Source organism: Streptomyces sp. NPDC035033, assembly GCF_040636735.1.
Classification (GTDB): domain Bacteria; phylum Actinomycetota; class Actinomycetes; order Streptomycetales; family Streptomycetaceae; genus Streptomyces.
Genome location: NZ_JBEZUZ010000081.1, coordinates 1 through 22327, shown reverse-complemented (window position 1 = coordinate 22327; position 22327 = coordinate 1). Strand labels below are relative to the sequence as shown.

Sequence of the window (22327 nt, the reverse complement as noted above, 5' to 3'; positions counted from 1 at the left end):
CCGGCGCACGACAAGGGTGTACCGGGCAACGATCGGGAGTACTTGCGTGCGTTACGTTCGCGGAATCAGGGTTTCGTCGATGAACTCCCGCACCTGGGCGAGGACTTCGGCCCGCCCCGTGCCGGGGAGCCCGACCGCCACGTGCACGCTGTAGCCGTCCAGGAGGGCGCGCATCCGGGTGGCGAAGCGGTCCGGGTCGACGGCCCGGAACTCGCCGCGCGAGACGCCCTGGGCGAGGAGGGCGACGAGGTCCCGGTGCCAGGCCCCCTCGATGGCGGCCTGGCGGGCGCGGGCGTCCTCGGCGGCGTTCTGCGACCGGTTCCAGACCTCCAGCCAGAGCGTCCAGTGCGGGTCGCGCGGCCCGTCGGGCACGTACACCTCGACGTACCCGTCGAGCCGCTCGCGGGCGGTGCCGGGGCGGGAGAGCAGCGCCCCCCGCTCGGCCCCGAGCCGTCCCTCGCTCCACTCCAGGGTCTGGAGCAGCAGCTCGTCCTTGGTGCGGAAGTAGTAGAGCAGGTGCCCGCTGCTCATCCCGACCTGCCGGCCGAGCCCCGCCATGGTCAGGCCGTCGAGCCCCCGCTCGGCGACGGTGTCCATGGCCGCCGCGAAGACCTCCTCGCGGGGCGGGGCGGGCTGGTTGCGCCGGCGGGGGGCGGCGGGCGGGACCGGGTTGCTGCTCTGACTCACTCGTACGTTCTACACCGCGGGCTGCTGCTGGGTGATGCAGTGGATGCCGCCGCCCGCGGCGAAGATCGTCCGGGCGTCGACCAGGACGACCTCGCGCTCCGGGAAGAGGCGGCGGAAGATCTCGGCGGCGAGCTCGTCGTGGGGGTCGTCGAAGGCGCAGAGGATCACGGCGCCGTTGCAGAGGTAGTGGTTGATGTAGGAGTAGTCGACCCAGTCGCCCTCCTCGTCCTTGAGGACGGTGGGGGCGGGGACCTCGATGACCTCCAGGGGGCGGCCCTGGGCGTCGGTCTGGGCGCGGAGGATGTCGACGTACAGCCGGGAGCGGCCGTAGTCGGGGTGGGCGGGGTCCTGCTGGCTGTGGACGAGGACGGTGCCGGGGCGGGCGAAGGCGGCGACGATGTCGACGTGGCCCTGGGTGCCGTACATGCCGTAGTCGCCGGCGAGGCCGTGCGGGAGCCAGATCGCCTTGCTGGTGCCGAGCTTGGCGTGGATCTCCCGCTCGACCTGCTCGCGGCTCCACTCGGGGTTGCGGCCGGAGCCGAGCTGGACGGTGTCGGTGAGGAGGACGGTGCCCTCGCCGTCGACGTGGAGGCCGCCGCCCTCGTTGACGAGCGGGCTGCTCAGCACGCGTACTCCGGCCGCGTCCGCGACGTGGCGGGCGATCTTGGAGTCGTGCTCCCAGCGGGCCCAGTCCTGAGCGCCCCAGCCGTTGAAGACCCAGTCCACGGCGGCCAGTTCGGTGCCGTTCGTGACGAAGGTGGGGCCGATGTCGCGCATCCAGGCGTCGTCGAGCTCCCGCTCGACCAGCTCGACGCCGTCGCCGAGGAGCGCGCGGGCGCCCTCGGCGTCGCCGGGGGCGACCACCATGGTCACCGGCTCGAAGCGGCGGACGGCGCGGGCGACCGAGGCCCAGGCGCCGCGGGCCTCGGCGAGCTCCTCGTCGCTCGTGAAGGTGGGGTTGGGGCTGGGCCAGGCCATCCAGGTCCGCTCGTGCGGGGTCCACTCGGCGGGCATGCGGTACGAGGTCATGGGGGCGGGTCCTAGAGGAAGTAGAGGCGGTTCAGGGAGACGGAGTCGGCCGGCTCGGAGCGGATCGGGGAGCCGTCGAGCGAGACGAGACCGGTGCGGTCGTCCACCTGGACGTCGCCGACGCGGGAGTTGAGGAGGAGGTCGGCGGGGCCGATCCCCCGGGTGCCGCGCACGGGGACGCGGCGGCGCCGGGTCGGCATCCGGTCGCCGCCGAGGTCGACGGCGGCCTGGGCGACGAAGGCGACGGAGAGGTCCGCGGCGGTGGCACCGTGGGCGCCGAACAGCGGGCCGAGCACGAGCGGTTCGCAGGTGTCGGTGGCGGCGTTGGGATCGCCCGTGACCCCCCACGCGGGGAAGCCGTTCTTCAGCACCAGCTGGGGCTTGGCGCCGAAGAACTCGGGCCGCCACAGCACGATGTCGGCCATCTTGCCGACCTCGACGGAGCCGATCTCGTGGGCGAGGCCGTGGGCGATCGCCGGGTTGATGGTGAGCTTGGCCAGGTAGCGCAGCACGCGCGCGTTGTCGTCGTGCGCGCCGTCGCCCTCCAGCGGGCCGAGCTCGGCCTTCATCTTCCCGGCCATGGCGAAGGTCCGGCGTACGGTCTCGCCGGCCCTTCCCATCCCCTGCGCGTCGGAGGAGGTGATCCCGATCGCGCCGAGGTCGTGCAGGACGTCCTCCGCGCCCATCGTCCCGGCCCGGATCCGGTCGCGCGCCATGGCGGCGTCGCCGGGGAGGTCGGTCTTCAGGTCGTGGACGGAGACGATCATCCCGTAGTGCTCGGCCACCGCGTCGCGGCCGAAGGGCAGGGTGGGGTTGGTGGAGGAGCCGATGACGTTCGGCACGCCCGCCATCTTGAGGACGTTGGGGACGTGTCCGCCGCCGCAGCCCTCGATGTGGAAGGCGTGGATGGTGCGGCCCTCCAGGACGCGGAGGGTGTCCTCCACGGACAGGCACTCGTTGAGGCCGTCCGAGTGCAGGGCGACCTGGACGTCGTGGTCCTCGGCGACCCGCAGCGCGGTGTCCAGGGCGCGGGTGTGGGCGCCCATGTCCTCGTGGACCTTGAAGCCGGAGGCGCCGCCCTCGGCGAGCGCCTCGACCAGCGGGGCCGGGTCGGAGGAGGAGCCGCGGGCCAGGAAGCCGATGTTGACCGGCCAGGCGTCGAAGGCGTTGAAGGCGTGCTTGAGCGCCCAGGGCGAGTTGACGCCGACGCCCCAGACCGGGCCGAACTCCTGGCCGATGATCGTGGTGACGCCGCTGGCGAGCGAGGCCTCCATGATCCGGGGCGAGAGCAGGTGGACGTGGGTGTCGACGGCTCCGGCGGTGGCGATGAGGCCCTCGCCGGAGACGATCGAGGTGCCGGTGCCGACGACGACGTCGACGCCGTCGAGGGTGTCGGGGTTGCCGGCCCGGCCGATGGCGTGGATCCGGCCCTCGCGGATGCCGATGGAGACCTTGCGGATGCCCTGGACGGCGTCCATCAGCAGCACGTTGCTGATGACGACGTCGCAGGTCTCGCGGACGGCGGCGGCCTTCAGGTGGAGGCCGTCGCGGGCGGTCTTGCCGAAGCCGGCGAGGAACTCCTCGCCGGGCTCCTGGGAGTCGGCCTCGACCCGGACGACGAGTCCGGAGTCGCCGAGGACGACGCGGTCGCCGGCCCGGGGGCCGTGCACGGAGGCGTACTCGTACGGATCCATCAGTCGTCCTCCTTCGGGGCCGTGACGCCCAGGTAGCCGCAGGCGGCCGCGCGGCGCAGCGCCTCCTCCTTCGCGCCCGGCGCGTCCAGCGGCCCGTCGACGAGGCCGGCGAAGCCGATGGCGACGCGGGCGCCGCCGATCGGGAGGAGCCCGACCTCGGCGGAGCCGCCGGGGTCGAAGCGGAAGGAGGCGCCGGCGGGGATGGCGAGCCGCATGCCGTAGGCGGCGGCGCGGTCGAAGTCGAGGCGCGGGTTGGCCTCGAAGAAGTGGAAGTGCGAGGTGACGCTGACCGGGACGGTCGCGGTGTTCCGCACGGTCAGGGTGAGGGCGGGCTCCCGCTCGGGGTGGCCGGGGCCGGGCAGCAGGGCGCCGGGGGCTCCGGCGCCGAGCGAGCCTCCGCCGATCGGGTCGGTGACGACGGCGAGCCGGGAGCCGTCGTCGAAGACGGCCTCGACGTGGACCTCGGTCACCACGTCGGCGACGCCGGGCAGCACGTCCTCGGGGCCGAGGACGGAGCGGGCCGCCTCGATGGCCTCGGCGAGTCGCTTGCCGTCGCGGGCCGCCTCGCAGACGGTGTCCGCGACGAGGGCGGTCGCCTCGGGGACGTTCAGTCGCAGCCCGCGGGCCCGGCGGGCCCGGGCGAGCTCGGCGGCGCCGAAGAGCAGCAGCCGGTCGCGTTCCGTGGGGGTCAGTCGCACGTCATGCACCTCCTGTTTGAGCGACACTCTAAATGCTGAGACGGATCCTTCCAAGGATTGACGGGCGGTACGGGCGCAGGTCACATTGAGCGCCACTCAAAAATCCCGCCTTCCGCTTCCCCCGGAGGACCCATGGCGATAGAACAGCACGGAGTCGACACCATCCCCGAGGCCGAACGCACCAGCGGCCCCCGCGACCTGATCGCGATCCTCCTCGGCTCCAACCTCTGCCTGGGCGTGATCGTCTTCGGCTGGCTGCCGGTCTCCTTCGGCCTCGGCCTGTGGGGCTCGGTGACCTCCGTGGTCGCCGGCACGCTCGCCGGCGTCGCGGTCACCGCCCCGCTGGCGCTGGTCTCCCTGCGCACCGCCACCAACCTCTCCACCTCGTCCGGCGCCTTCTTCGGCGTCCGCGGCCGGCTCGTCGGCTCGGTGGTGGGGCTGCTGCTCTCCCTCGGCTACACCGCCCTGACCCTGTGGATCGGCGGTGACGTCATGGTGGGCACGCTCGCCCGCCTGACCGGCCTCTCCACCGGCGACGGGGCGCACGCGGCCGTCTACGCGCTGCTCGCGGCCTGCACGGTGGTGGGCGCCGTGTACGGCTACCGGCTGCTGCTCCGGCTCAGCCAGGCGCTCGCCGTCGCCATGACCCTCCTCCTGGCGCTGGGGCTGTTCGCCTACGCCGGGGACTTCACCGCCGCGCCCGTGCCGGACACCCCGTACCTGCTCGGCTCCTTCTGGCCGACCTGGCTGCTCTCGGCGGTCGCCGCCGGCCTCAGCGGCCCGGTCGCCTTCATCACCCTGCTCGGGGACTACACCCGGTACGTCTCGCCCGCCCGGCACAGCGCGAGGAGCGTCGGGTGGGCCACCTGTCTCGGGCTGCTCGTCGGCCTGCTCGTGCCCCAGCTCTTCGGCACGTACACGGCGCTCGCCGCCCGCGCGGGCCTGGACTACGCGGGGCCGCTGGTCACCGCCTCCCCCGGCTGGTACCTCGTCCCGCTGCTGATCGCCGCCACCGCCGGCTCCGTCGGCAACGCCAGCCTGATGCTCTACTCGATGGGTCTCGACCTGGACGCGATCCTGCCCCGGGCCACCCGGGCGCGGGCCACCCTGGTGGTGGCGGCGGTCGCCACCGGCTTCGTCTTCCTCGGGCACTTCGCCTCGGACGCCCAGTCGGCGATGACCTCGTTCGTGCTGCTCCTGACGGCGATCGGCACCCCGTGGGCGGTCATCACCCTGATCGGGCACGCGCGCTGCCGGGGCGCGTACGACCCCGAGGCGCTCCAGGTCTACAACCGGCGCTCGCGCGGCGGGATCTACTGGTTCTCGGCCGGCTGGCACCCGCGGGCCACCGCCTCCTGGGCGCTCGGCGCGGCGGTGGGCCTGGCCGCCGTCTCGACCCCGCTGTACGAGGGTCCGCTGCTGGCCCTGACCGGCGGGATCGACTGCAGCTTCGTCCTGTCGGGCCTGGTCGGCGGGGTGCTGTACGCGGTGCTCACGCCGGGCCGGGTACGGGAGGCGCCCGGGACGGAGGTCGTCCCGGGCGCCGTTCTCACGGAGTAGCCGTCCGCGCGGAGGCGGGCGTCACCCGCCCAGCTGGTGGACCCAGCCGTGGGTGTCCTCGGCCTTCCCGGTCTGGATCGCCAGCAGGGCGTCCCGCAGCCGCATCGTGACCTCGCCGGGCTCGCCGCCCGAGTGCTGCCACTCGCCGCTCGCGGTCTTGACCGTGCCGACGGGGGTGATGACGGCGGCGGTGCCGCAGGCGAAGACCTCGGTGAGGGTGCCGTTCTCGGTGTCGGCCCGCCACTGGTCGATGGAGACGCGGGCCTCCTCGGCCTCGTAGCCGAGGTCGCGGGCGACCTGGAGCAGCGAGTCGCGGGTGATGCCGGCGAGCAGCGAGCCGGTGAGGGTGGGGGTGACGATCTTGTTCCCGTAGACGAAGTACAGGTTCATGCCGCCCAGTTCCTCGACCCACTTGTGCTCGACCGCGTCGAGGTAGGCGACCTGGACGCAGCCCTTCTCGGCGGCCTCGGCCTGGGCGAGCAGGGAGGCGGCGTAGTTGCCGCCGGTCTTGGCGTCGCCGACGCCTCCGGGGACGGCGCGGACGCGGTCCTCGGAGGCCCAGATGGAGACCGGCTTGACGCCGCCCGGGAAGTACGCGCCGGCCGGGGAGGCGATGACCACGAAGAGGTACTCGTTGGCGGGGCGGACGCCCAGGCCGACCTCGGTCGCGATCATGAACGGGCGCAGGTAGAGGGACTCCTCGCCGCCGTGCGCCGGCACCCACGCCTCGTCCTGGCGGACCAGGGCGTCACACGCCTCGATGAAGGTCTCGACCGGCAGCTCCGGCATGCCGAGCCGGCGGGCGGAGTACTGGAAGCGGCGGGCGTTGGCGTCCGGGCGGAAGCTGGCGACCGAGCCGTCGGGGCGGCGGTAGGCCTTCAGGCCCTCGAAGATCTCCTGGGCGTAGTGGAGGACGCTGGTCGCCGGGTCGAGGGAGAGCGGGCCGTACGGCACCAGCTGGCCGTCGTGCCACCCGCGGCCCTCGGTCCAGCGGATGGTGACCATGTGGTCGGTGAAGTGGCGGCCGAATCCCGGGTTGGCCAGGATCGCCTCGCGCTCCGCGGTGGACAGCGGGCTGGAGGAGGGCTTGAGCTCGATCGTGGGCTTGGTCATGAGTGCGTGTCCTTCACCGGTTGTGTGGGTCGGACCGCGCCCACGGCGTGCCCGCATGCCGCGGCCCCACGTTCGATTATCGCCCGGGGGGACCGGCGGAGGAAACGGGTGCACGCGGCGCGGGGGCGCGCGGTCCGGTGATACGGAGGGTAGAGGGGTCCGGCGCCCCGCGACCGCGTACGACGAAGCAGCCGCCGGGCGTGGAAACGACCCGGCGGCTGCTGTGTGGTGTCAGTGGCGCGCGGGTCAGCTCGCTACTCGCGCGGCGAGCGCGTCGCCGATCTCGTCCGTGGTGCGGACGGTGTCGCCGCGCTCGGTGAGGTCGGCCGCGACGGCCTCCTCGACCCGGGCGGCCTCGGCCTCGTGGCCGAGGTGGCGCAGCAGGAGGGCGACGGAGAGGACGGTGGCCGTGGGGTCGGCCTTGCCCTGGCCCGCGATGTCCGGCGCGGAGCCGTGCACCGGCTCGAACATGGACGGGAACTCGCGGCTCGGGTCGATGTTGCCCGAGGCGGCGACGCCGATGCCGCCGGAGACGGCCGCGGCGAGGTCGGTGATGATGTCGCCGAAGAGGTTGTCGGTGACGATCACGTCGAAGCGGGCCGGGTCGGTGACGAGGAAGATCGTCGCGGCGTCGACGTGCAGGTAGTCGGTGGTGACCTCGGGGAACTCCTGGGCGACCCGCTGGAAGACGTCGGTCCAGAGGTGTCCGGCGAAGGTCAGCACGTTGTTCTTGTGGACCAGCGTCAGCTTCTTGCGCGGGCGGGCCTGGGCGCGGGCGAAGGCGTCCCGGACCACGCGCTCGACACCGAAGGCGGTGTTGACGGAGACCTCGGTGGCGACCTCGTGCGGGGTGCCCTTGCGGATGGTGCCGCCGTTGCCCGTGTACGGGCCCTCGGTGCCCTCGCGGACCACGACGAAGTCGATCGCGGGCTGGCCGGCGAGCGGGGTCGCGACGCCGGGCAGCAGCTTCGAGGGGCGCAGGTTGACGTGGTGGTCGAAGGCGAAGCGCAGCTTCAGCAGGAAGCCGCGCTCCAGGACGCCGGACGGGACCGACGGGTCGCCGATCGCGCCGAGCAGGATGGCGTCGTGCTTCTTGAGGGAGTCGAGGTCGGCGTCGGTGAGGGTCTCACCGGTGGCGTGGTAGCGCCGGGCGCCGAAGTCGTACTCCTCGGTCTCCAGCTTCACGTCCTGCGGAAGCACGGCCGAGAGGACCTTGAGGCCCTGGGCCACGACCTCCTGGCCGATGCCGTCGCCGGGGATGACTGCGAGACTGATGCTGTGAGACATGGCGGCACCCTACTCTTCGTCCCATCGTCTGACACGCGTCGTCCACCATGTGGACGAACGGACAGGTGTCGGACGGGGTCAGTGGCCGGTGGAGCCGCCGTTGTCCCGGCGGTCGAGGGCGCGCTGGAGGGCGGCGGCGGCGTTCTGCCGGGCCTCGTCGCTGGGACGGGCTGCGGAGTGGCGGACGCGGGGGGCGGTCTGAGCGGCCATGGGGGATCGACTCCTTGAGATCAGTGGTGATCCGGATGTGCGGAGATCAGCTGCGATCGGGAGATCAGTGATCGAAGGCGCCGGAAGGGGGCGGGGAGCGCCGCCGCAGGGGTTGCCTGCACGGGGCGTCGCGCTCTCGACCGCCGTTCGCTGATGGAGCGAGACGTTCGGCTTCTACAAAGCTAGGGCAGGGACCCGCTTCTGTCTCCACAATTACTCGGGCTTCCTACTATCTGAGACGGCGCCTCTCCCCCGGCCGCCCGCTCCGTCACACGACGTCGCCGTCCCGCCAGTCGAAGACCAGCGGAGCGCCGGGGTCCGGGAGGCCGAGGGCGCCCGCCGGACGGACGAGGACCCCGCCCTCCTCCTCCGGGAGCCGGACGACCCCGTCCGGGCCCAGCACCTCGATCCGGCCGCCCCAGACCCGCCAGCCGCGCCCCCGGTAGAGGGCGGCGCCCTCGTCGGAGGCGGAGAGCGCGCCGAAGGCGTGGGTCGCGTCGATCACCCGCTCCAGGGCGTCCATGACGGCGCCGCCGAGGCCGCGCCGGCGCGCGTCGGCCCGGACGGCGACCCCTTCGACGTACCCGATCCGGTACGAGCGTCCGCGGTGCAGCACCCGGCGCTGGACGACGGCCCCGTGCGCGACGAGGCCCCTCCCGTCCTCGATCCAGGCGTGGACGCCGCCGAGGGTGTGGTCCCAGTCCTCCGGGGAGAAGTCCCCGTCGAAGGCGGAGTCGAGCAGGGCGCGGACGGCCGTCAGCCGCTCCGCGCCGAGGGAGTGGGTGGGCGCGGTCCTCACGGTCATCCGCCCACCCTGCCACCGGCTCCCGGGTGCCCGCACATGAGTACCGCCCCCGACCCCGGCCTGGGGGGACCGGGGAGGGGGGCGGTGATCAGGGGCCGCTCGCGCGGCGGGCGGGCGTCAGCCCATGTGCGGGTAGCCGTACTCGGTCGGCGGGACCAGCGTCTCCTTGATGGCGCGGGTCAGCGTCCAGCGCATCAGGTTCTGCGGGGCGCCGGCCTTGTCGTTGGTGCCCGAGGCGCGGCCGCCGCCGAAGGGCTGCTGGCCGACGACGGCGCCGGTCGACTTGTCGTTGATGTAGAAGTTGCCCGCGGCGAAGCGGAGCTTCTCCATCGTGTACGCGGCGGCGGCGCGGTCGTTGGAGATGACCGAACCGGTGAGCGCGTAGTCCGACACCGACTCCATCTGGGTCAGCATCTCGTCGTACTTCTCGTCGTCGTACACGTACACCGCGAGGATCGGGCCGAAGTACTCGGCCTTGAAGACCTCGTTCTCCGGGTCGGTGCACTCGATGACGGTCGGACGGACGAACCAGCCCTCCGAGTCGTCGTAGGTGCCGCCGGCGACGATCGTGCAGCTCGGGTCGGAGGAGGCACGGTCGATCGCCGCCTTGTTCTTGGCGAACGAGCGCTCGTCGATGACGGCACCGATGAAGTTCGACAGGTCGGTGACGTCACCCATCTTGATGCCGTCGACCTCGGCCGCGAACTCCTCCTTGAAGCCGTCGTTCCAGATCGAGGCCGGGATGTACGCCCGCGAGGAGGCGGAGCACTTCTGGCCCTGGAACTCGAAGGAGCCGCGGGTCAGCGCGGTCTTCAGGACGGCGCGGTCGGCGCTGGGGTGGGCGACGACGAAGTCCTTGCCGCCGGTCTCGCCGACGATCCGCGGGTAGGAGCGGTACTTCTCGATGTTGGTGCCGACCGTCTTCCACAGGTGCTGGAAGGTCTTGGTCGAGCCGGTGAAGTGGATGCCGGCCAGGTCGCGGTGGTTCAGCGCGACCTCGGAGACGGCGATGCCGTCGCCGGTCACCAGGTTGATGACGCCCTTCGGCAGACCGGCCTCCTCCAGGAGCTCCATGAGGAGCACGGCGGAGTGGGTCTGGGTCGGGGACGGCTTCCAGACCACCACGTTGCCCATGAGGGCGGGGGCGGTGGGCAGGTTGCCCGCGATGGCCGTGAAGTTGAACGGCGTGATCGCGTAGACGAAGCCCTCCAGCGGGCGGTGGTCCAGTCGGTTCCAGACGCCCGGGGAGTTGGCCGGCGGCTGCTCGGCGAGGATCTGGCGGGCGTACGCCACGTTGAAGCGCCAGAAGTCGACGAGCTCGCACGGGGTGTCGATCTCGGCCTGCTGGGCGGTCTTCGACTGGCCGAGCATGGTGGAGGCGGCCAGCGTCTCGCGCCACGGGCCGGCGAGCAGCTCGGCGGCGCGCAGGATGATCGCGGCGCGGTCGTCGAAGGACATCGCGCGCCAGGCCGGAGCGGCGGCCAGGGCCGCGTCGATGGCGTCCTGGGCGTCCTGCTGGGTGGCGCCGCGGAAGGTGCCGATGACGGACTTGTGGTTGTGCGGCTGGACGACCTCGAACTCCTCGCCGCCGCCCATGCGCTTGACGCCGCCGATGGTCATCGGCAGCTCGCGCGGGTTGTCGGCGAGCTCCTTGAGCTTGGCCTCCAGACGGGCGCGCTCGGGCGAGCCGGGGGCGTAGCCGTGCACCGGCTCGTTGACGGGAGCGGGGACCTGGGTCACAGCGTCCATGAGTCTCGTAACTCCTTCGGAGGGGTGGGGGGCTCAGCCCTTGGTGAGGATGGAGCGGACGAAGAAGAGCAGGTTGGCCGGCTTCTCCGCGAGGCGGCGCATGAAGTAGCCGTACCAGTCGGTGCCGTAGGCCGTGTACACGCGCATGCGGTGGCCCTCGGCGGCGAGCCGGTTCTGCTCCTCGGAGCGGATGCCGTACAGCATCTGGAACTCGTACTCGTCCAGCTTGCGCCCGGCGCGGCGGGCCAGCTCCTGCGCGATGGAGATCAGGCGCGGGTCGTGGGACCCGATCATCGGGTAGCCCTCGCCCTCCATCAGGATCTTCATGATCCGGACGTACGCCTTGTCGATCTCGGGCTTGTCCTGGATCGCGACCTCGGCGGGCTCCTTGTAGGCGCCCTTCACGATCCGCACCCGGGAGCCGTTCGCGGCGAGGCGGCGGGCGTCCTCCTCGGTGCGGAAGAGGTAGGCCTGGATGACGCAGCCGGTCTGCGGGAAGTCCTTCCGGAGCTCCTCGTGGATGGCGAACATCGAGTCGAGGGTGGTGTGGTCCTCGGCGTCCAGGGTGACCGTGGTGCCGATCTCCGCGGCGGCGGCCACGACCGGGCGGACGTTGGCCAGGGCCAGCTCGTGGCCGTTCTCCAGCGACTGGCCGAACATCGACAGCTTGACGGACATCTCGGCGCGCTCGCCGAGGCCCAGCTCCTTGAGGCGGCCGATCAGCTCCAGGTAGGCGTCCCGGGCGGCGTAGGACTGCTCGACGGTGGTGATGTCCTCACCGACGACGTCGAGGGTGACCTCCAGGCCGCGGGCGGTCAGGTCCCGGACGATCGGGACGACGTCGTCCACGATCTCACCGGCGATGAAGCGCGCCACGACCTGCTTGGTCCCGGGCGCGGCCGACACGAGACGGCGCATCTTGTCGCTGCGCGACGCGGCGAGGATCACGGGACCCAGCACGGGGCACCTCCAGAGGGCAAGGGTAGAACGGGGCCGTTACCGGTCACAGGGGTACGAACCGGTAACAGCACGGAGAACCACCGTGAAACCTATGGATCGCTCCGATCCTGCGCCATCTACAGCTGTCACGCATCCGTGCGCACGCCCTCAGACATCTGTCTGAAGGGTCGGCCGGCGGGTGCGAGAATGGGGCCCGTGAAGGGCGATTACCAGGAGCTGGTGGACGAGATCTCGGCACTGCTCGGCGCCCCGGCGACCCTGGAGAACCGCGACTTCGGGCTGATCGCCTTCGGGGCCCACGACAGCGACGACGACAGCGCGATGGACCCGGTCCGCACCCGCTCGATCCTGACCCGGAAGTCGACCCCGGCGGTCCGCGCCTGGTTCGAGGGCTTCGGCATCGCCCGGGCCACCGGCCCGGTCCGCATCCCGGCCGCGCCGGACGCGGGCGTCTTCCGCGACCGGATCTGCCTCCCCGTGCGCCACCGGGGGGTGGTCCTCGGCTACGTCTGGCTCCTGGACGCCGAGCCGGGCCCCTCGCACGAACGGCTCACGGCGGCGATGGAGGTCGCGGCCCGGATCGGCGAGCTGCTCGCCGACGAGGAGCGGGCCGGCGCCGACCTCTCCCGCGAGCTGCGGGCGGTCCTCGCGGCGGAGCGCGGCTGGCAGTACGACATGGCCGTCGCCGCCCTCCGCACGGCCCTGGGCCCGGACGCGGAGGGCCTGCACGCCCTGGTCTGCGTCGCCCCCTGGACCGGCGAGGACGCCCCCTCCCCCCGTACGGTGCCGGGCGCGGCCGCCCTCTGCGCCCTCCCCTGGGCCGGGCCGGCCGGCCCGCACGCCCCCGGGCCCGAGCACCGGCGGGCGCTCGCCGTCCTGGTGCGGCTGCGGTCGGCCGACAACCTCTCCCCCGCCACCGCGGCCGCCGAGCGGCTGCGCGGACCGGCGGCCGTAGCCGGGATCGCCGCGCCCCGCCGCGGGCTCGGCGAGCTCGACCGCTGCTGGCACGAGGCGACCGCCGCGGCGCGCGCCGCGCACGCCCAGCCCCGGCTCGGCCCCCTCGCCCGCTGGTCCGAGCTCGGCCCGTACCGGCTCCTCGCCGCCCTCCCGCCGGCCGAGCCGGACCCGGCGGTACGAACGCTGCTGGGCCCCGCGCACACGGAACTGGCCCGCACGGCCGAGGTGTTCCTCGACCACGCGGGCCAGGCGGGCCGCACGGCGGCGGCGCTCGGCATCCACCGGCAGACCCTCTACTACCGCCTCTCCCGGGTCGAGCAGCTCACCGGCCTCGACCTGGACGCCGGCGAGGACCGCCTCCTCCTCCACATGGCGCTGAAGGCGGCCCGGCTCTGAGGTCCCGGGGGGCCGGCGAGGCTCCCCGCTACTCCCCCATGACCGCCCGGAGGCCCGCCACGAGGTCGTCGGCGGTCGGCGCGGTCTCCGGGTCGGCCAGCCACTGGACCGTGACCCCGGCGGCGAGGGCCTGGAGGAGCAGACCGGCGGCCCGGGCCTTCTCCGGCTCCGCCTCCGGGTCGATGCCGAGCGCCTCCTCCGCCATGTCGAGCCGGCCCCGGCGCCCCGGCTCCCGGATCGCCTCGCGCAGCTCCTCGTCGTCGTCCAGACGGGTGACGACCTCGGTCTGGAGCCTCCGGAGCGGGCGGTCGGCCCCGGCCGTGCCGACCAGCAGGGAGCACAGTTCGCGGAAGCGCCGGTACGGCTCGGCCTCGGGCTCCTCGCCCCGGTCGAGCGCCACGATCACCCGCGCGCCCCGCTCCTCGGTCAGCGCGAGGTACGCCTGCCGGAGCAGGGCGTCCTTGGAGCCGTAGTGGTAGCCGATGGAGGCGAGGTTGGTGCCGGAGGCGGCGACGACGTCGCGGGCCGTGGTGCGCCCGTACCCCTTCTCCAGGAGGCAGCGCTTGGCGCCTTCCAGCAGGTCTTCCCTGTGTCCCATGACAGCACCGTACCCGGCCGATGGACAACCGTATGGGACGGTTGTCCATCGACCGGGTACGGGTGGGCCGGGGGCTCAGACCAGGTTGACCGAGCGGGCCGAGGTGGCGCCGATCTCCGTGGCGATCTCCGCGATCACGGCGGCCGGGACGGTGTCGTCCACGGTGAGCACGACGAGCGCCTCGCCGCCCTCCTCGACGCGGGAGACCTGCATGCCCGCGATGTTCAGACCCGCCTCGCCGAGGATCCGGCCGACGGTGCCGACGACGCCGGGACGGTCCTCGTAGCGCAGCACGACCATGTGGTCGGCGAGCGCGAGGTCCACGTCGTAGTCGCCGACGGCGACGATCTTCTGGAGGTGCTTGGGGCCGGCCAGGGTGCCGGAGACGGCGACCTCCTCGCCGCTGGAGAGCGTGCCGCGCACGGTGACCATGTTGCGGTGGTCGGGCGACTCGGAGCTGGTGGTGAGGCGGACCTCGACCCCGCGCTCCTGCGCGAAGAGCGGGGCGTTGACGTACGACACGGTCTCGTCGACCACGTCCTCGAACACGCCCTTGAGCGCGGAGAGTTCGAGCACCTTGACGTCGTGCTGGGTGATCTCGCCGTACACCTCGACGTCGAGGCGGGCCGCGACCTCGCCCGCGAGCGCGGTGAAGATGCGGCCGAGCTTCTCGGCGAGCGGCAGGCCCGGCTTCACGTCCTCGGCGATGACGCCGCCCTGGACGTTGACCGCGTCCGGCACCAGCTCGCCGGCGAGCGCCAGGCGCACCGACTTGGCGACGGCGATGCCGGCCTTCTCCTGGGCCTCGTCGGTGGAGGCGCCGAGGTGCGGGGTGCAGACGACCTGGTCGAGCTCGAAGAGCGGGGAGTCCGTGCAGGGCTCCTTGGCGTACACGTCGAGGCCGGCGCCGGCGACCCGGCCCTCCTTGATGGCCGAGTACAGCGCGGCCTCGTCGACGATCCCGCCGCGGGCGGCGTTGACGATGCGGACGGACGGCTTGACCTTGTGCAGCGCCTCGTCGCCGATGAGACCGAGGGTCTCGGGGGTCTTCGGCAGGTGGACGGTGATGAAGTCGGCGACCTCCAGGAGCTCGTCCAGGGCCAGCAGCTTCACCCCCATCTGGGCGGCGCGGGCCGGCTGCACGTAGGGGTCGTACGCGACGATCTTCATGCCGAAGGCGGACATGCGCTGGGCGACCAGGACGCCGATGCGGCCGAGGCCGACGACGCCGAGGGTCTTCTCGCTGAGCTCGACGCCGGTGTACTTGGAGCGCTTCCACTCGCCGTTCTTCAGCGCGGTGTTGGCCTGCGGGATGTTGCGCGCGGTGGCGACGAGCAGACCGCACGCGAGCTCGGCGGCGGTGACGATGTTGGAGGTCGGGGCGTTCACGACCATCACGCCGGCCTTGGTGGCGGCGGAGACGTCCACGTTGTCCAGGCCGACGCCGGCGCGGGCGACGACCCGCAGCTTCTTCGCGGCGGCGATGGCCTCCGCGTCGACCTTGGTGGCCGAGCGGATGAGGATGGCGTCGACGTCGGCGATCGCGGGGAGCAGCTCGGCGCGGTCGGCGCCGTTGCAGTGCCGGATCTCGAAGTCCGGGCCCAGGGCGTCGACGGTGGCGGGCGACAGCTCTTCAGCGATGAGTACGACAGGTTTCGAGCTCACGTGAGTCCTCACAGAGGCAGTGCGGACGGCCGTCCCGACGGCCGCAGGCGGTGGAGGGGGCTTGCCGCGTGAAAGCGCACGACGCTGTGGGCCAGACGCGATGTTGTTGAGCAGTGTAGTGCCGCATCGGCGCACGTCGTACGCCTCGTTGGAAGGATCACCCGTCCGTGGTTGGACGGGGTGTCCAAGGAAACGGCGCGGGGCCGGACGAAGGGTCCGGCCCCGCACCGAGGGGGCTTACGCCTCCTCGTCGTTCACCCAGCTCATGAGCTTGCGCAGCTCCTTGCCGGTGGTCTCCAGGAGGTGCTTCTCGTCCTGGTTCTTGTACTCGTTGTACTTCTTCAGACCGCCGTGGTACTCGTCCATCCAGTTCTTGGCGAAGGTGCCGTCCTGGATCTCGGCGAGGACCTTCTTCATCTCGGCCTTGGTGGCGTCGGTGATGACGCGCGGGCCGGTGATGTAGTCGCCCCACTCGGCGGTCTCGGAGACGGACCAGCGCATCTTCTCCAGGCCGCCCTCGTACATGAGGTCGACGATCAGCTTCAGCTCGTGGAGGCACTCGAAGTACGCGATCTCCGGCTGGTAACCGGCCTCGACCAGGGTCTCGAAACCGGCCTTGACCAGCGCGGACGCGCCACCGCAGAGAACGGCCTGCTCGCCGAAGAGGTCGGTCTCGGTCTCCTCGGTGAAGGTGGTCTTGATGACGCCGGCGCGGGTGCCGCCGATCGCCTTGGCGTAGGAGAGGGCGAGCGCGAAGGCGTTGCCGGTGGCGTCCTGCTCGACGGCGGCGATCGCGGGGACGCCGCGGCCCTCCTCGTACTGGCGGCGGACCAGGTGGCCCGGGCCCTTCGGGGCGACCAGGGCGACGTCGACGCCGGCCGGGGGCTTGATGAAGCCGAAGCGGACGTTGAAGCCGTGGGCGAAGAACAGCGCGTCGCCGTCCTTCAGGTTCGGGGCGATGGACTCCTCGTAGACCTTGGCCTGGATCGGGTCCGGGATCAGGATCATGATGAGGTCGGCCTCGGCCGCCGCCTCGGCGGGGGTGACCACGCGCAGGCCCTGCTCCTCGGCCTTCGCCTTGGACTTCGAGCCCTCGTGCAGACCGACGCGGACGTCGACACCCGAGTCGCGGAGCGACAGCGCGTGGGCGTGACCCTGGCTGCCGTAACCGATCACCGCGACCTTGCGGCCCTGGATGATCGAGAGGTCGGCGTCGGCGTCGTAGAACAGCTCGGCCACTGGAAATCTCCTTGAGGTGCTGGTGTTGCGTCCCACCGTACGGCGGGGAGCGGAAGGGAAGTTCTCGGGTCTCGTCAGTCGGACCGCCGGATGGACCGGCGGTCGACCTCCGGTGACTCTCAGGCGCTGCGGTCGAGTGCCCGCAGGGACCGGTCCGTGATGGACCGGGCGCCACGCCCTATGGCGATGGTGCCCGACTGGACGAGCTCCTTGATGCCGAACTGCTCCAGCATCTTGAGCATGGCGTCCAGCTTGTCGCTCGAACCGGTGGCCTCGATGGTGACGGCCTCGGGCGAGACGTCGACGGTCTTGGCGCGGAAGAGCTTGACGATCTCGACGATCTGGGAGCGGGTCTCGTTGTCGGCGCGGACCTTCACCAGGACGAGCTCGCGCTGGATCGCGGCGCTGGGCTCGAGTTCGACGATCTTCAGGACGTTGACCAGCTTGTTGAGCTGCTTGGTCACCTGCTCCAGGGGCAGGTCCTCGACGTTGACCACGATGGTGATGCGGCTGATGTCGGGGTGCTCGGTGACGCCGACGGCGAGGGAGTCGATGTTGAAGCCGCGGCGGGAGAACAGGGCGGCGATCCGGGCGAGGATGCCGGGCGTGTTCTCGACGAGGACGGAGAGCGTGTGCTTGGACATGGTGTGTGGGTCTCTTCCCTGGGGATCGTCGCTGCTCAGTCGTCTTCGCCGTCGCCGAAGTCGGGGCGGACGCCCCGGGCGGCCATGACCTCGTCGTTGGAGGTGCCGGCGGCGACCATGGGCCAGACCTGGGCGTCCTCGTGGACGATGAAGTCGATGACGACCGGCCGGTCGTTGATCGCGTTGGCCTCGGCGATGACCTTGTCGAGGTCGGCCGGGTCCTCGCAGCGCAGGGCGACACAGCCCATGGCCTCGGACAGCTTCACGAAGTCCGGGACGCGGGTGCCCTTGGCGTCGGGGTTGACGTCGTCCGGGCCGGAGTGCAGGACCGTGTTGGAGTAGCGCTGGTTGTAGAAGAGGGTCTGCCACTGGCGGACCATCCCGAGGGCGCCGTTGTTGATGATGGCGACCTTGATCGGGATGTTGTTCAGGGCGCAGGTGGTGAGCTCCTGGTTGGTCATCTGGAAGCAGCCGTCGCCGTCGATCGCCCAGACCGTGCGCTCGGGCATGCCGGCCTTGGCGCCCATGGCGGCCGGGACGGCGTAGCCCATGGTGCCGGCGCCGCCGGAGTTCAGCCAGGTGGCGGGCTGCTCGTAGTCGATGAAGTGGGCGGCCCACATCTGGTGCTGGCCGACGCCGGCCGCGAAGATCGTGCCCTCGGGGGCGAGCGCGCCGATCCGCTGGATGACCTGCTGCGGCGAGAGGCTGCCGTCCTCCGGCAGGTCGTAGCCGAGCGGGTAGGTCTCGCGCCAGCGGTTCAGGTCGGACCACCAGGCGGCGTAGTCGCCCTTGTTGCCCTCGGTGTGCTCCGCCTGGACGGCCTGGACCAGGTCGGCGATGACCTCGCGGGCGTCGCCGACGATCGGGACGTCGGCGGCGCGGTTCTTGCCGATCTCCGCCGGGTCGATGTCCGCGTGGACGATCTTGGCGTACGGGGCGAAGCTGTCCAGCTTGCCGGTGACGCGGTCGTCGAAGCGGGCGCCGAGGGCGACGATCAGGTCGGCCTTCTGCAGCGCGGTCACGGCGGTGACGGCGCCGTGCATGCCGGGCATGCCGACGTGCTGCGGGTGGCTGTCGGGGAAGGCGCCCAGGGCCATCAGGGTGGTGGTGACGGGGGCGCCGGTCAGCTCGGCCAGGACCTTCAGCTCGGCCGTGGCGCCGGACTTGATGACGCCGCCGCCGACGTACAGGACCGGGCGCTTGGCGCCGGTGATGAGCTTCGCGGCCTCGCGGATCTGCTTGGCGTGCGGCTTGGTCACCGGGCGGTAGCCGGGGAGGTCGGTCTGCGGCGGCCAGGAGAAGGTGGTCTTCGCCTGGAGGGCGTCCTTGGCGATGTCGACCAGGACCGGGCCGGGGCGGCCGGTGGAGGCGATGTGGAAGGCCTCGGCGATGGTCCGCGGGATGTCCTCGGCCTTGGTCACCAGGAAGTTGTGCTTGGTGATCGGCATGGTGATGCCGCAGATGTCCGCCTCCTGGAAGGCGTCCGTGCCGATCGCCTTGGAGGCGACCTGGCCGGTGATCGCGACCAGCGGGACGGAGTCCATGTGGGCGTCGGCGATCGGGGTGACGAGGTTGGTCGCACCGGGACCGGAGGTCGCCATGCAGACGCCGACCTTGCCGGTGGCCTGGGCGTAGCCGGTGGCCGCGTGGCCCGCGCCCTGCTCGTGGCGGACGAGGACGTGGCGGACCTTCTTGGAGTCCATCATCGGGTCGTACGCCGGGAGGATCGCGCCGCCCGGGATGCCGAAGACGGTGTCCGCGCCCACCTCTTCGAGAGAACGGATGAGGGACTGCGCACCCGTGACGTGCTCGACGGTGGTGGCGGGCGTCGCGCCGCTGCGGGGCCGCGGCTGCGGATGGTGCCCGGTGGCCTGCTCGGTCATCAGCATCTCTTCTCGAAGCAGAGGGTTTTTTTGCGAGGTGTTTTACGAGGGTTTGCGTCGACTTCTGCGTGAACCAGTGCAACAAAAAACCCCTCGTGCCGGAAGGCAAGCGAGGGGAGCGCGTCGGGTGGTTCTCAGCGGGCCTTCATGGCCCTGCTTCAGCCGACGCGCTGTCCAAGTACGAGAATTCGGGTGCGCATGGCACTGACCCTCCCTCTCGGGCCTCGCCACTGTCAAGTGGGTGGGACGGGCGTCTCATCATGTGAGCGGATCCGGGGACGGTTTCCGGACCGCCTCCCGGCCCGTCCCGGCCGGTACGGAGACGGTTCCGGGCAGCGGGTAGTCGCCCCGGACGAGGACCCGGCGGAGCCGGTACTCGTCGAGCGGGCCCGAGAACGCCATGCCCTGCGCGTGCCCGCAGCCCATGGCCCGCAGGGCCAGCGCCTGCTCCGGCACGTCGACGCCCTCGGCGACGGTCTGCAGGCCGAGCTCGCCGGCGAGCCGGAGCACTCCCCTGGTGATCGTGCGGAGCCGGACGGATTCGACCACGCCTTCGACGAGGTCCCTGTCCAGTTTCAGTATGTCGATCGGGAGCCGCCTGAGGGCGTGGACGGCCACGTGTCCGCTGCCGAAGCCGTCGAGGGCGATCCGCACGCCGAGCCGGCGCAGGGAGACCAGACGCTGCTCCAGCTCGTCGAGCGGGGTGTCGTGACCGGTGTCGGCCAGTTCGACCACGAGGGAGCCGGACGGCAGCCCGTGCCGGGCCAGCAGGGCCTCGACGGAGCCCAGGGGGACCGAGCGGTCGAGGAGGCGGCGGGCGGGCAGCCGGACGGAGACCGGGGTGCGGTGGCCGCTGCCGGCCCGCTCGGCGGCCTGCTCGACGGCCTCCTCCAGGAGCCAGCGGCCCAGCTCGGCGGTGCGCTCGCCGTCGTCGGTGGCCCGCAGGTACTCGGCGGGGGTGAAGAGGATGCCCTGGGCGGAGCGCCAGCGGGCCTGCGCGCTGACGGCGGAGATCCGGCCGGTGGCGAGGTCCACGACGGGCTGGTGGAGGAGGGCGAACTCGCCCTCGTGGAGCGCGGTGCGCAGCCGGGCGGCGAGTTCGGTGCGGCGGACGACCTCGGCCTGCATCTGGGGCACGTACAGCTCCACCCGGTCCTTGCCGCCGGCCTTGGCGCGGTACATCGCGAGGTCGGCGTTGCGCAGCAGGTCGCCGGCGCCGATGCCGGGCTCGGCGAAGGCGACGCCGATGGAGGCGGCGACCCGGACCTCGGTGCCGCCGTCGACGCGGTAGGGGCGGGAGAGGGTGAGCCGGAGCCGGTCGGCGATCTCCTGGACCTGGGCCTCGCGGGCGGCGCGGTCGCGCAGGCCGTCGCCGAGGATGAGGGCGGCGAACTCGTCGCCGCCGAGCCGGGCGGCGGTGTCCCCGGCCCGCACGGCCTCCTGGAGGCGGCGGGCGGCCTGGACGAGGAGGTCGTCGCCGGCCTGGTGGCCGAGCCGGTCGTTGACCGCCTTGAAGCCGTCGAGGTCGATGAAGAGCACGGCGGTGCCGGGGTCGGAGGAGCGGCGGCCGCCGAGGGCCTGTCCGACCCGGCGGGTGAAGAGCGCGCGGTTGGGCAGGTCGGTGAGCGGGTCGTGCTCGGCGTTGTGCTGCAACTGGGCCTGGAGCCGGACCCGTTCGGTCACGTCGCGGCTGTTGAAGATCAGGCCGCCCTGGTGCCGGTTGACGGTGGACTCGACGTTGAGCCATTCGCCGGTGCCGGAGCGGAAGCGGCACTCGATGCGGGTGGTGGGCTCCTCGGCGGGCGAGGCGGCGAGGAAGCGGCGCACCTCGTGGACGACGGCGCCGAGGTCCTCGGGGTGGATGAGCGCGGCCAGCTCGGAGCCGATCAGCTCCTCGGCGTCGCGGCCGTAGACGCCGGCGGCGGCGGGGCTGACGTACCGCAGGACGCCGCTGGGCGCGGCGATCATGATGACGTCGCTGGAGCCCTGCACGAGCGACCTGAAGTGGTTCTCCTTCTGGGCCAGTTCGTGGGTGAGGGCGATGTTGTCGATGAGCATGATGCCCTGGCGGACGACGAGGGCGAGGACGACGGCGCAGCCGGTGAGGACGACGACGCGGTCGACCCGGCGGCCCTCGACCACGTTGTACAGGATGCCGAGGGTGCAGACGGCCGCGGCGAGGTACGGGGTGAGGGCGGCGAGCGAGCCGGCGATGGGCCTGCTGGGCAGCCCGGGGTCGCGGACGGCGACGGTGGTCTCCGGCGGCCGGCGGACGCCCCAGGGCGCGTAGGCGAGCAGCAGGGAGCCGGCGAACCAGCCGGCGTCGAGGAGCTGGCCCGAGACGTAGTTGGCGCGCAGCAGCGGCGAGGTGAAGAGGGCGTCGCAGAGCACGGTGAGGGCGAGGGCCGCGATGGCGGTGTTGACCGCCGAGCGGTTCGCCTGGGAACGCCGGAAGTGGAGGGCGAGGACCATGCTGACGAGCACGATGTCGAGCAGCGGGTACGCGAGCGACAGCGCGGCCTGGGCCACGGACTCGCCCTGGAAGTGGGCGGTGTGGGCGAGCGCGAGGCTCCAGGAGAGGGTCAGCAGCGACCCGGCGATGAGCCAGGCGTCGAGCCCGAGGCAGACCCAGCCGGCCCGGGTGACGGGCTTCTTGGCGAGGACGAGCAGGCCGACGATGGCGGGCGGCGCGAAGAGTAAGAAGAACAGGTCGGCGACGGAGGACTCGGGGACCGGCCGGCCCAGCACGACCTCGTACCAGCCCCAGACGGCGTTCCCCGCGCCGGCCATGAAGGACGAGACGGCGAAGAGGAGCCAGGCGGGGCGGGTGCCGCCGCGCTCGGTCCTGGCGTACAGGAAGCAGGAGACGGCGGCCGTGAAGGCGGCGGAGCTCAGCCCGAAGTCGCCCATGAAGAGGGCGAGCCGGGGCGATCCCCAGCCGAGGGCGGCGCCGGTGGTGTAGCCGGCGCAGACGAGGCCGAGGGTGATCTGCGCGAGGAGCGAGCCGGCCCAGGAGGGCTGCCGGACCGGGCCCGGGGCGGGCGGCTCGGCCTCGGGGAGGCCGGGACCGGCCGGCGCGGCGCCGCGCGGCAGCAGGGCGGTCGTGCCGGTGCCGCTCACGGCGTCCTCCCGCGCCGTGTCGTGCCCGAGGCC

Annotated in this window: 18 protein-coding genes; 2 read left to right on the top strand and 16 right to left on the bottom strand. The window is 72.3% G+C overall.

Annotated elements, in window-relative coordinates; translation table 11 throughout:
- Window positions 1-51: 51 nt before the first annotated feature.
- From AB0E83_RS27190 to ureA, 4 genes are all read right to left on the bottom strand, one after another.
- The gene (locus tag AB0E83_RS27190) at window positions 52-597 is read right to left on the bottom strand and encodes a TetR/AcrR family transcriptional regulator (RefSeq protein ID WP_362117221.1); all 546 of its coding nucleotides are present in this window, start codon (window positions 595-597) and stop codon (window positions 52-54) included.
- A gap of 99 nt (window positions 598-696) precedes the next feature.
- Window positions 697-1716 (bottom strand): agmatine deiminase family protein, encoded by a 1020-nt coding sequence (locus tag AB0E83_RS27185; protein ID WP_362117186.1) that lies wholly within the window; start codon window positions 1714-1716, stop codon window positions 697-699.
- Between the two features lie 11 nt (window positions 1717-1727).
- On the bottom strand, window positions 1728-3410 hold the full coding sequence (locus tag AB0E83_RS27180; RefSeq protein ID WP_362117183.1) for an urease subunit alpha: 1683 nt from the start codon (window positions 3408-3410) through the stop codon (window positions 1728-1730).
- Window positions 3410-4108, bottom strand: a complete 699-nt coding sequence (ureA, locus tag AB0E83_RS27175; RefSeq protein WP_362117180.1) for an urease subunit gamma — start codon at window positions 4106-4108, stop codon at window positions 3410-3412. Before ureA ends, AB0E83_RS27180 begins: the two co-directional genes overlap by 1 nt.
- Window positions 4109-4240: 132 nt before the next feature.
- Between ureA and AB0E83_RS27170 the strand changes: the two genes are divergently transcribed.
- Window positions 4241-5668, top strand: a complete 1428-nt coding sequence (locus tag AB0E83_RS27170) for a cytosine permease (RefSeq protein ID WP_362117177.1) — start codon at window positions 4241-4243, stop codon at window positions 5666-5668.
- A gap of 21 nt (window positions 5669-5689) precedes the next feature.
- Here the strand turns inward: AB0E83_RS27170 and AB0E83_RS27165 are convergent, their stop codons facing one another.
- The 6 genes from AB0E83_RS27165 to AB0E83_RS27140 form a co-directional block, all read right to left on the bottom strand.
- Window positions 5690-6781, bottom strand: coding sequence for a branched-chain amino acid aminotransferase (locus AB0E83_RS27165; protein ID WP_362117174.1), 1092 nt, complete (start codon window positions 6779-6781; stop codon window positions 5690-5692).
- A 246-nt stretch (window positions 6782-7027) separates the two neighbouring features.
- Window positions 7028-8068 carry a 3-isopropylmalate dehydrogenase gene (locus tag AB0E83_RS27160; protein WP_362117171.1) on the bottom strand — a complete coding sequence of 347 codons (1041 nt, stop codon included), beginning with the start codon at window positions 8066-8068 and terminating at the stop codon, window positions 7028-7030.
- 78 nt (window positions 8069-8146) lie between these two features.
- The gene (locus AB0E83_RS27155) at window positions 8147-8278 is read right to left on the bottom strand and encodes a hypothetical protein (RefSeq protein WP_264202427.1); all 132 of its coding nucleotides are present in this window, start codon (window positions 8276-8278) and stop codon (window positions 8147-8149) included.
- A 268-nt stretch (window positions 8279-8546) separates the two neighbouring features.
- On the bottom strand, window positions 8547-9083 hold the full coding sequence (locus tag AB0E83_RS27150) for a GNAT family N-acetyltransferase (RefSeq protein WP_362117168.1): 537 nt from the start codon (window positions 9081-9083) through the stop codon (window positions 8547-8549).
- 117 nt (window positions 9084-9200) lie between these two features.
- Window positions 9201-10832, bottom strand: coding sequence for an L-glutamate gamma-semialdehyde dehydrogenase (pruA, locus tag AB0E83_RS27145; protein ID WP_362117165.1), 1632 nt, complete (start codon window positions 10830-10832; stop codon window positions 9201-9203).
- A 33-nt stretch (window positions 10833-10865) separates the two neighbouring features.
- Window positions 10866-11792 (bottom strand): proline dehydrogenase family protein, encoded by a 927-nt coding sequence (locus AB0E83_RS27140; RefSeq protein ID WP_362117162.1) that lies wholly within the window; start codon window positions 11790-11792, stop codon window positions 10866-10868.
- 195 nt (window positions 11793-11987) lie between these two features.
- On the opposite strand from AB0E83_RS27140, the gene AB0E83_RS27135 reads away from it, so the two are divergent.
- The gene (locus tag AB0E83_RS27135; protein ID WP_362117159.1) at window positions 11988-13145 is read left to right on the top strand and encodes a helix-turn-helix domain-containing protein; all 1158 of its coding nucleotides are present in this window, start codon (window positions 11988-11990) and stop codon (window positions 13143-13145) included.
- A 28-nt stretch (window positions 13146-13173) separates the two neighbouring features.
- On the opposite strand, the gene AB0E83_RS27130 is transcribed toward AB0E83_RS27135, so the two are convergent.
- The 6 genes from AB0E83_RS27130 to AB0E83_RS27105 all read right to left on the bottom strand — a co-directional run bounded on the left by AB0E83_RS27130 (window position 13174) and on the right by AB0E83_RS27105 (window position 22294).
- Window positions 13174-13743 carry a helix-turn-helix domain-containing protein gene (locus tag AB0E83_RS27130; RefSeq protein ID WP_362117156.1) on the bottom strand — a complete coding sequence of 190 codons (570 nt, stop codon included), beginning with the start codon at window positions 13741-13743 and terminating at the stop codon, window positions 13174-13176.
- Window positions 13744-13818: 75 nt separating this feature from the next.
- Complete coding sequence (gene serA, locus AB0E83_RS27125) at window positions 13819-15408, bottom strand: phosphoglycerate dehydrogenase (protein ID WP_362117153.1); 1590 nt, start codon at window positions 15406-15408, stop codon at window positions 13819-13821.
- 237 nt (window positions 15409-15645) lie between these two features.
- A complete protein-coding gene (gene ilvC, locus AB0E83_RS27120) occupies window positions 15646-16647 on the bottom strand; it encodes a ketol-acid reductoisomerase (protein WP_362117150.1) in 1002 nt (333 codons plus the stop codon).
- Between the two features lie 119 nt (window positions 16648-16766).
- The gene (gene ilvN, locus AB0E83_RS27115; RefSeq protein WP_031010337.1) at window positions 16767-17291 is read right to left on the bottom strand and encodes an acetolactate synthase small subunit; all 525 of its coding nucleotides are present in this window, start codon (window positions 17289-17291) and stop codon (window positions 16767-16769) included.
- Window positions 17292-17326: 35 nt separating this feature from the next.
- Complete coding sequence (locus tag AB0E83_RS27110) at window positions 17327-19180, bottom strand: acetolactate synthase large subunit (protein ID WP_362117147.1); 1854 nt, start codon at window positions 19178-19180, stop codon at window positions 17327-17329.
- A 252-nt stretch (window positions 19181-19432) separates the two neighbouring features.
- Window positions 19433-22294: an EAL domain-containing protein gene (locus AB0E83_RS27105; protein WP_362117218.1), complete on the bottom strand. Its 2862-nt coding sequence runs from the start codon at window positions 22292-22294 to the stop codon at window positions 19433-19435.
- Between the last annotated feature and the right edge of the window lie 33 nt (window positions 22295-22327).

Excerpts from the sequence above, each read along its gene's own strand:
- AB0E83_RS27180 (WP_362117183.1), bottom strand. The coding sequence starts at position 3,410 with ATGGATCCGTACGAGTACGCCTCCGTGCACGGCCCCCGGGCCGGCGAC.
- AB0E83_RS27185 (WP_362117186.1), bottom strand. The coding sequence starts at position 1,716 with ATGACCTCGTACCGCATGCCCGCCGAGTGGACCCCGCACGAGCGGACC.
- AB0E83_RS27190 (WP_362117221.1), bottom strand. The coding sequence starts at position 597 with ATGGACACCGTCGCCGAGCGGGGGCTCGACGGCCTGACCATGGCGGGG.
- pruA (WP_362117165.1), bottom strand. The coding sequence starts at position 10,832 with ATGGACGCTGTGACCCAGGTCCCCGCTCCCGTCAACGAGCCGGTGCAC.
- AB0E83_RS27165 (WP_362117174.1), bottom strand. The coding sequence starts at position 6,781 with ATGACCAAGCCCACGATCGAGCTCAAGCCCTCCTCCAGCCCGCTGTCC.
- AB0E83_RS27110 (WP_362117147.1), bottom strand. The coding sequence starts at position 19,180 with ATGCTGATGACCGAGCAGGCCACCGGGCACCATCCGCAGCCGCGGCCC.
- AB0E83_RS27160 (WP_362117171.1), bottom strand. The coding sequence starts at position 8,068 with ATGTCTCACAGCATCAGTCTCGCAGTCATCCCCGGCGACGGCATCGGC.
- AB0E83_RS27155 (WP_264202427.1), bottom strand. The coding sequence starts at position 8,278 with ATGGCCGCTCAGACCGCCCCCCGCGTCCGCCACTCCGCAGCCCGTCCC.
- AB0E83_RS27150 (WP_362117168.1), bottom strand. The coding sequence starts at position 9,083 with ATGACCGTGAGGACCGCGCCCACCCACTCCCTCGGCGCGGAGCGGCTG.
- ilvN (WP_031010337.1), bottom strand. The coding sequence starts at position 17,291 with ATGTCCAAGCACACGCTCTCCGTCCTCGTCGAGAACACGCCCGGCATC.
- AB0E83_RS27170 (WP_362117177.1), top strand. The coding sequence starts at position 4,241 with ATGGCGATAGAACAGCACGGAGTCGACACCATCCCCGAGGCCGAACGC.
- AB0E83_RS27130 (WP_362117156.1), bottom strand. The coding sequence starts at position 13,743 with ATGGGACACAGGGAAGACCTGCTGGAAGGCGCCAAGCGCTGCCTCCTG.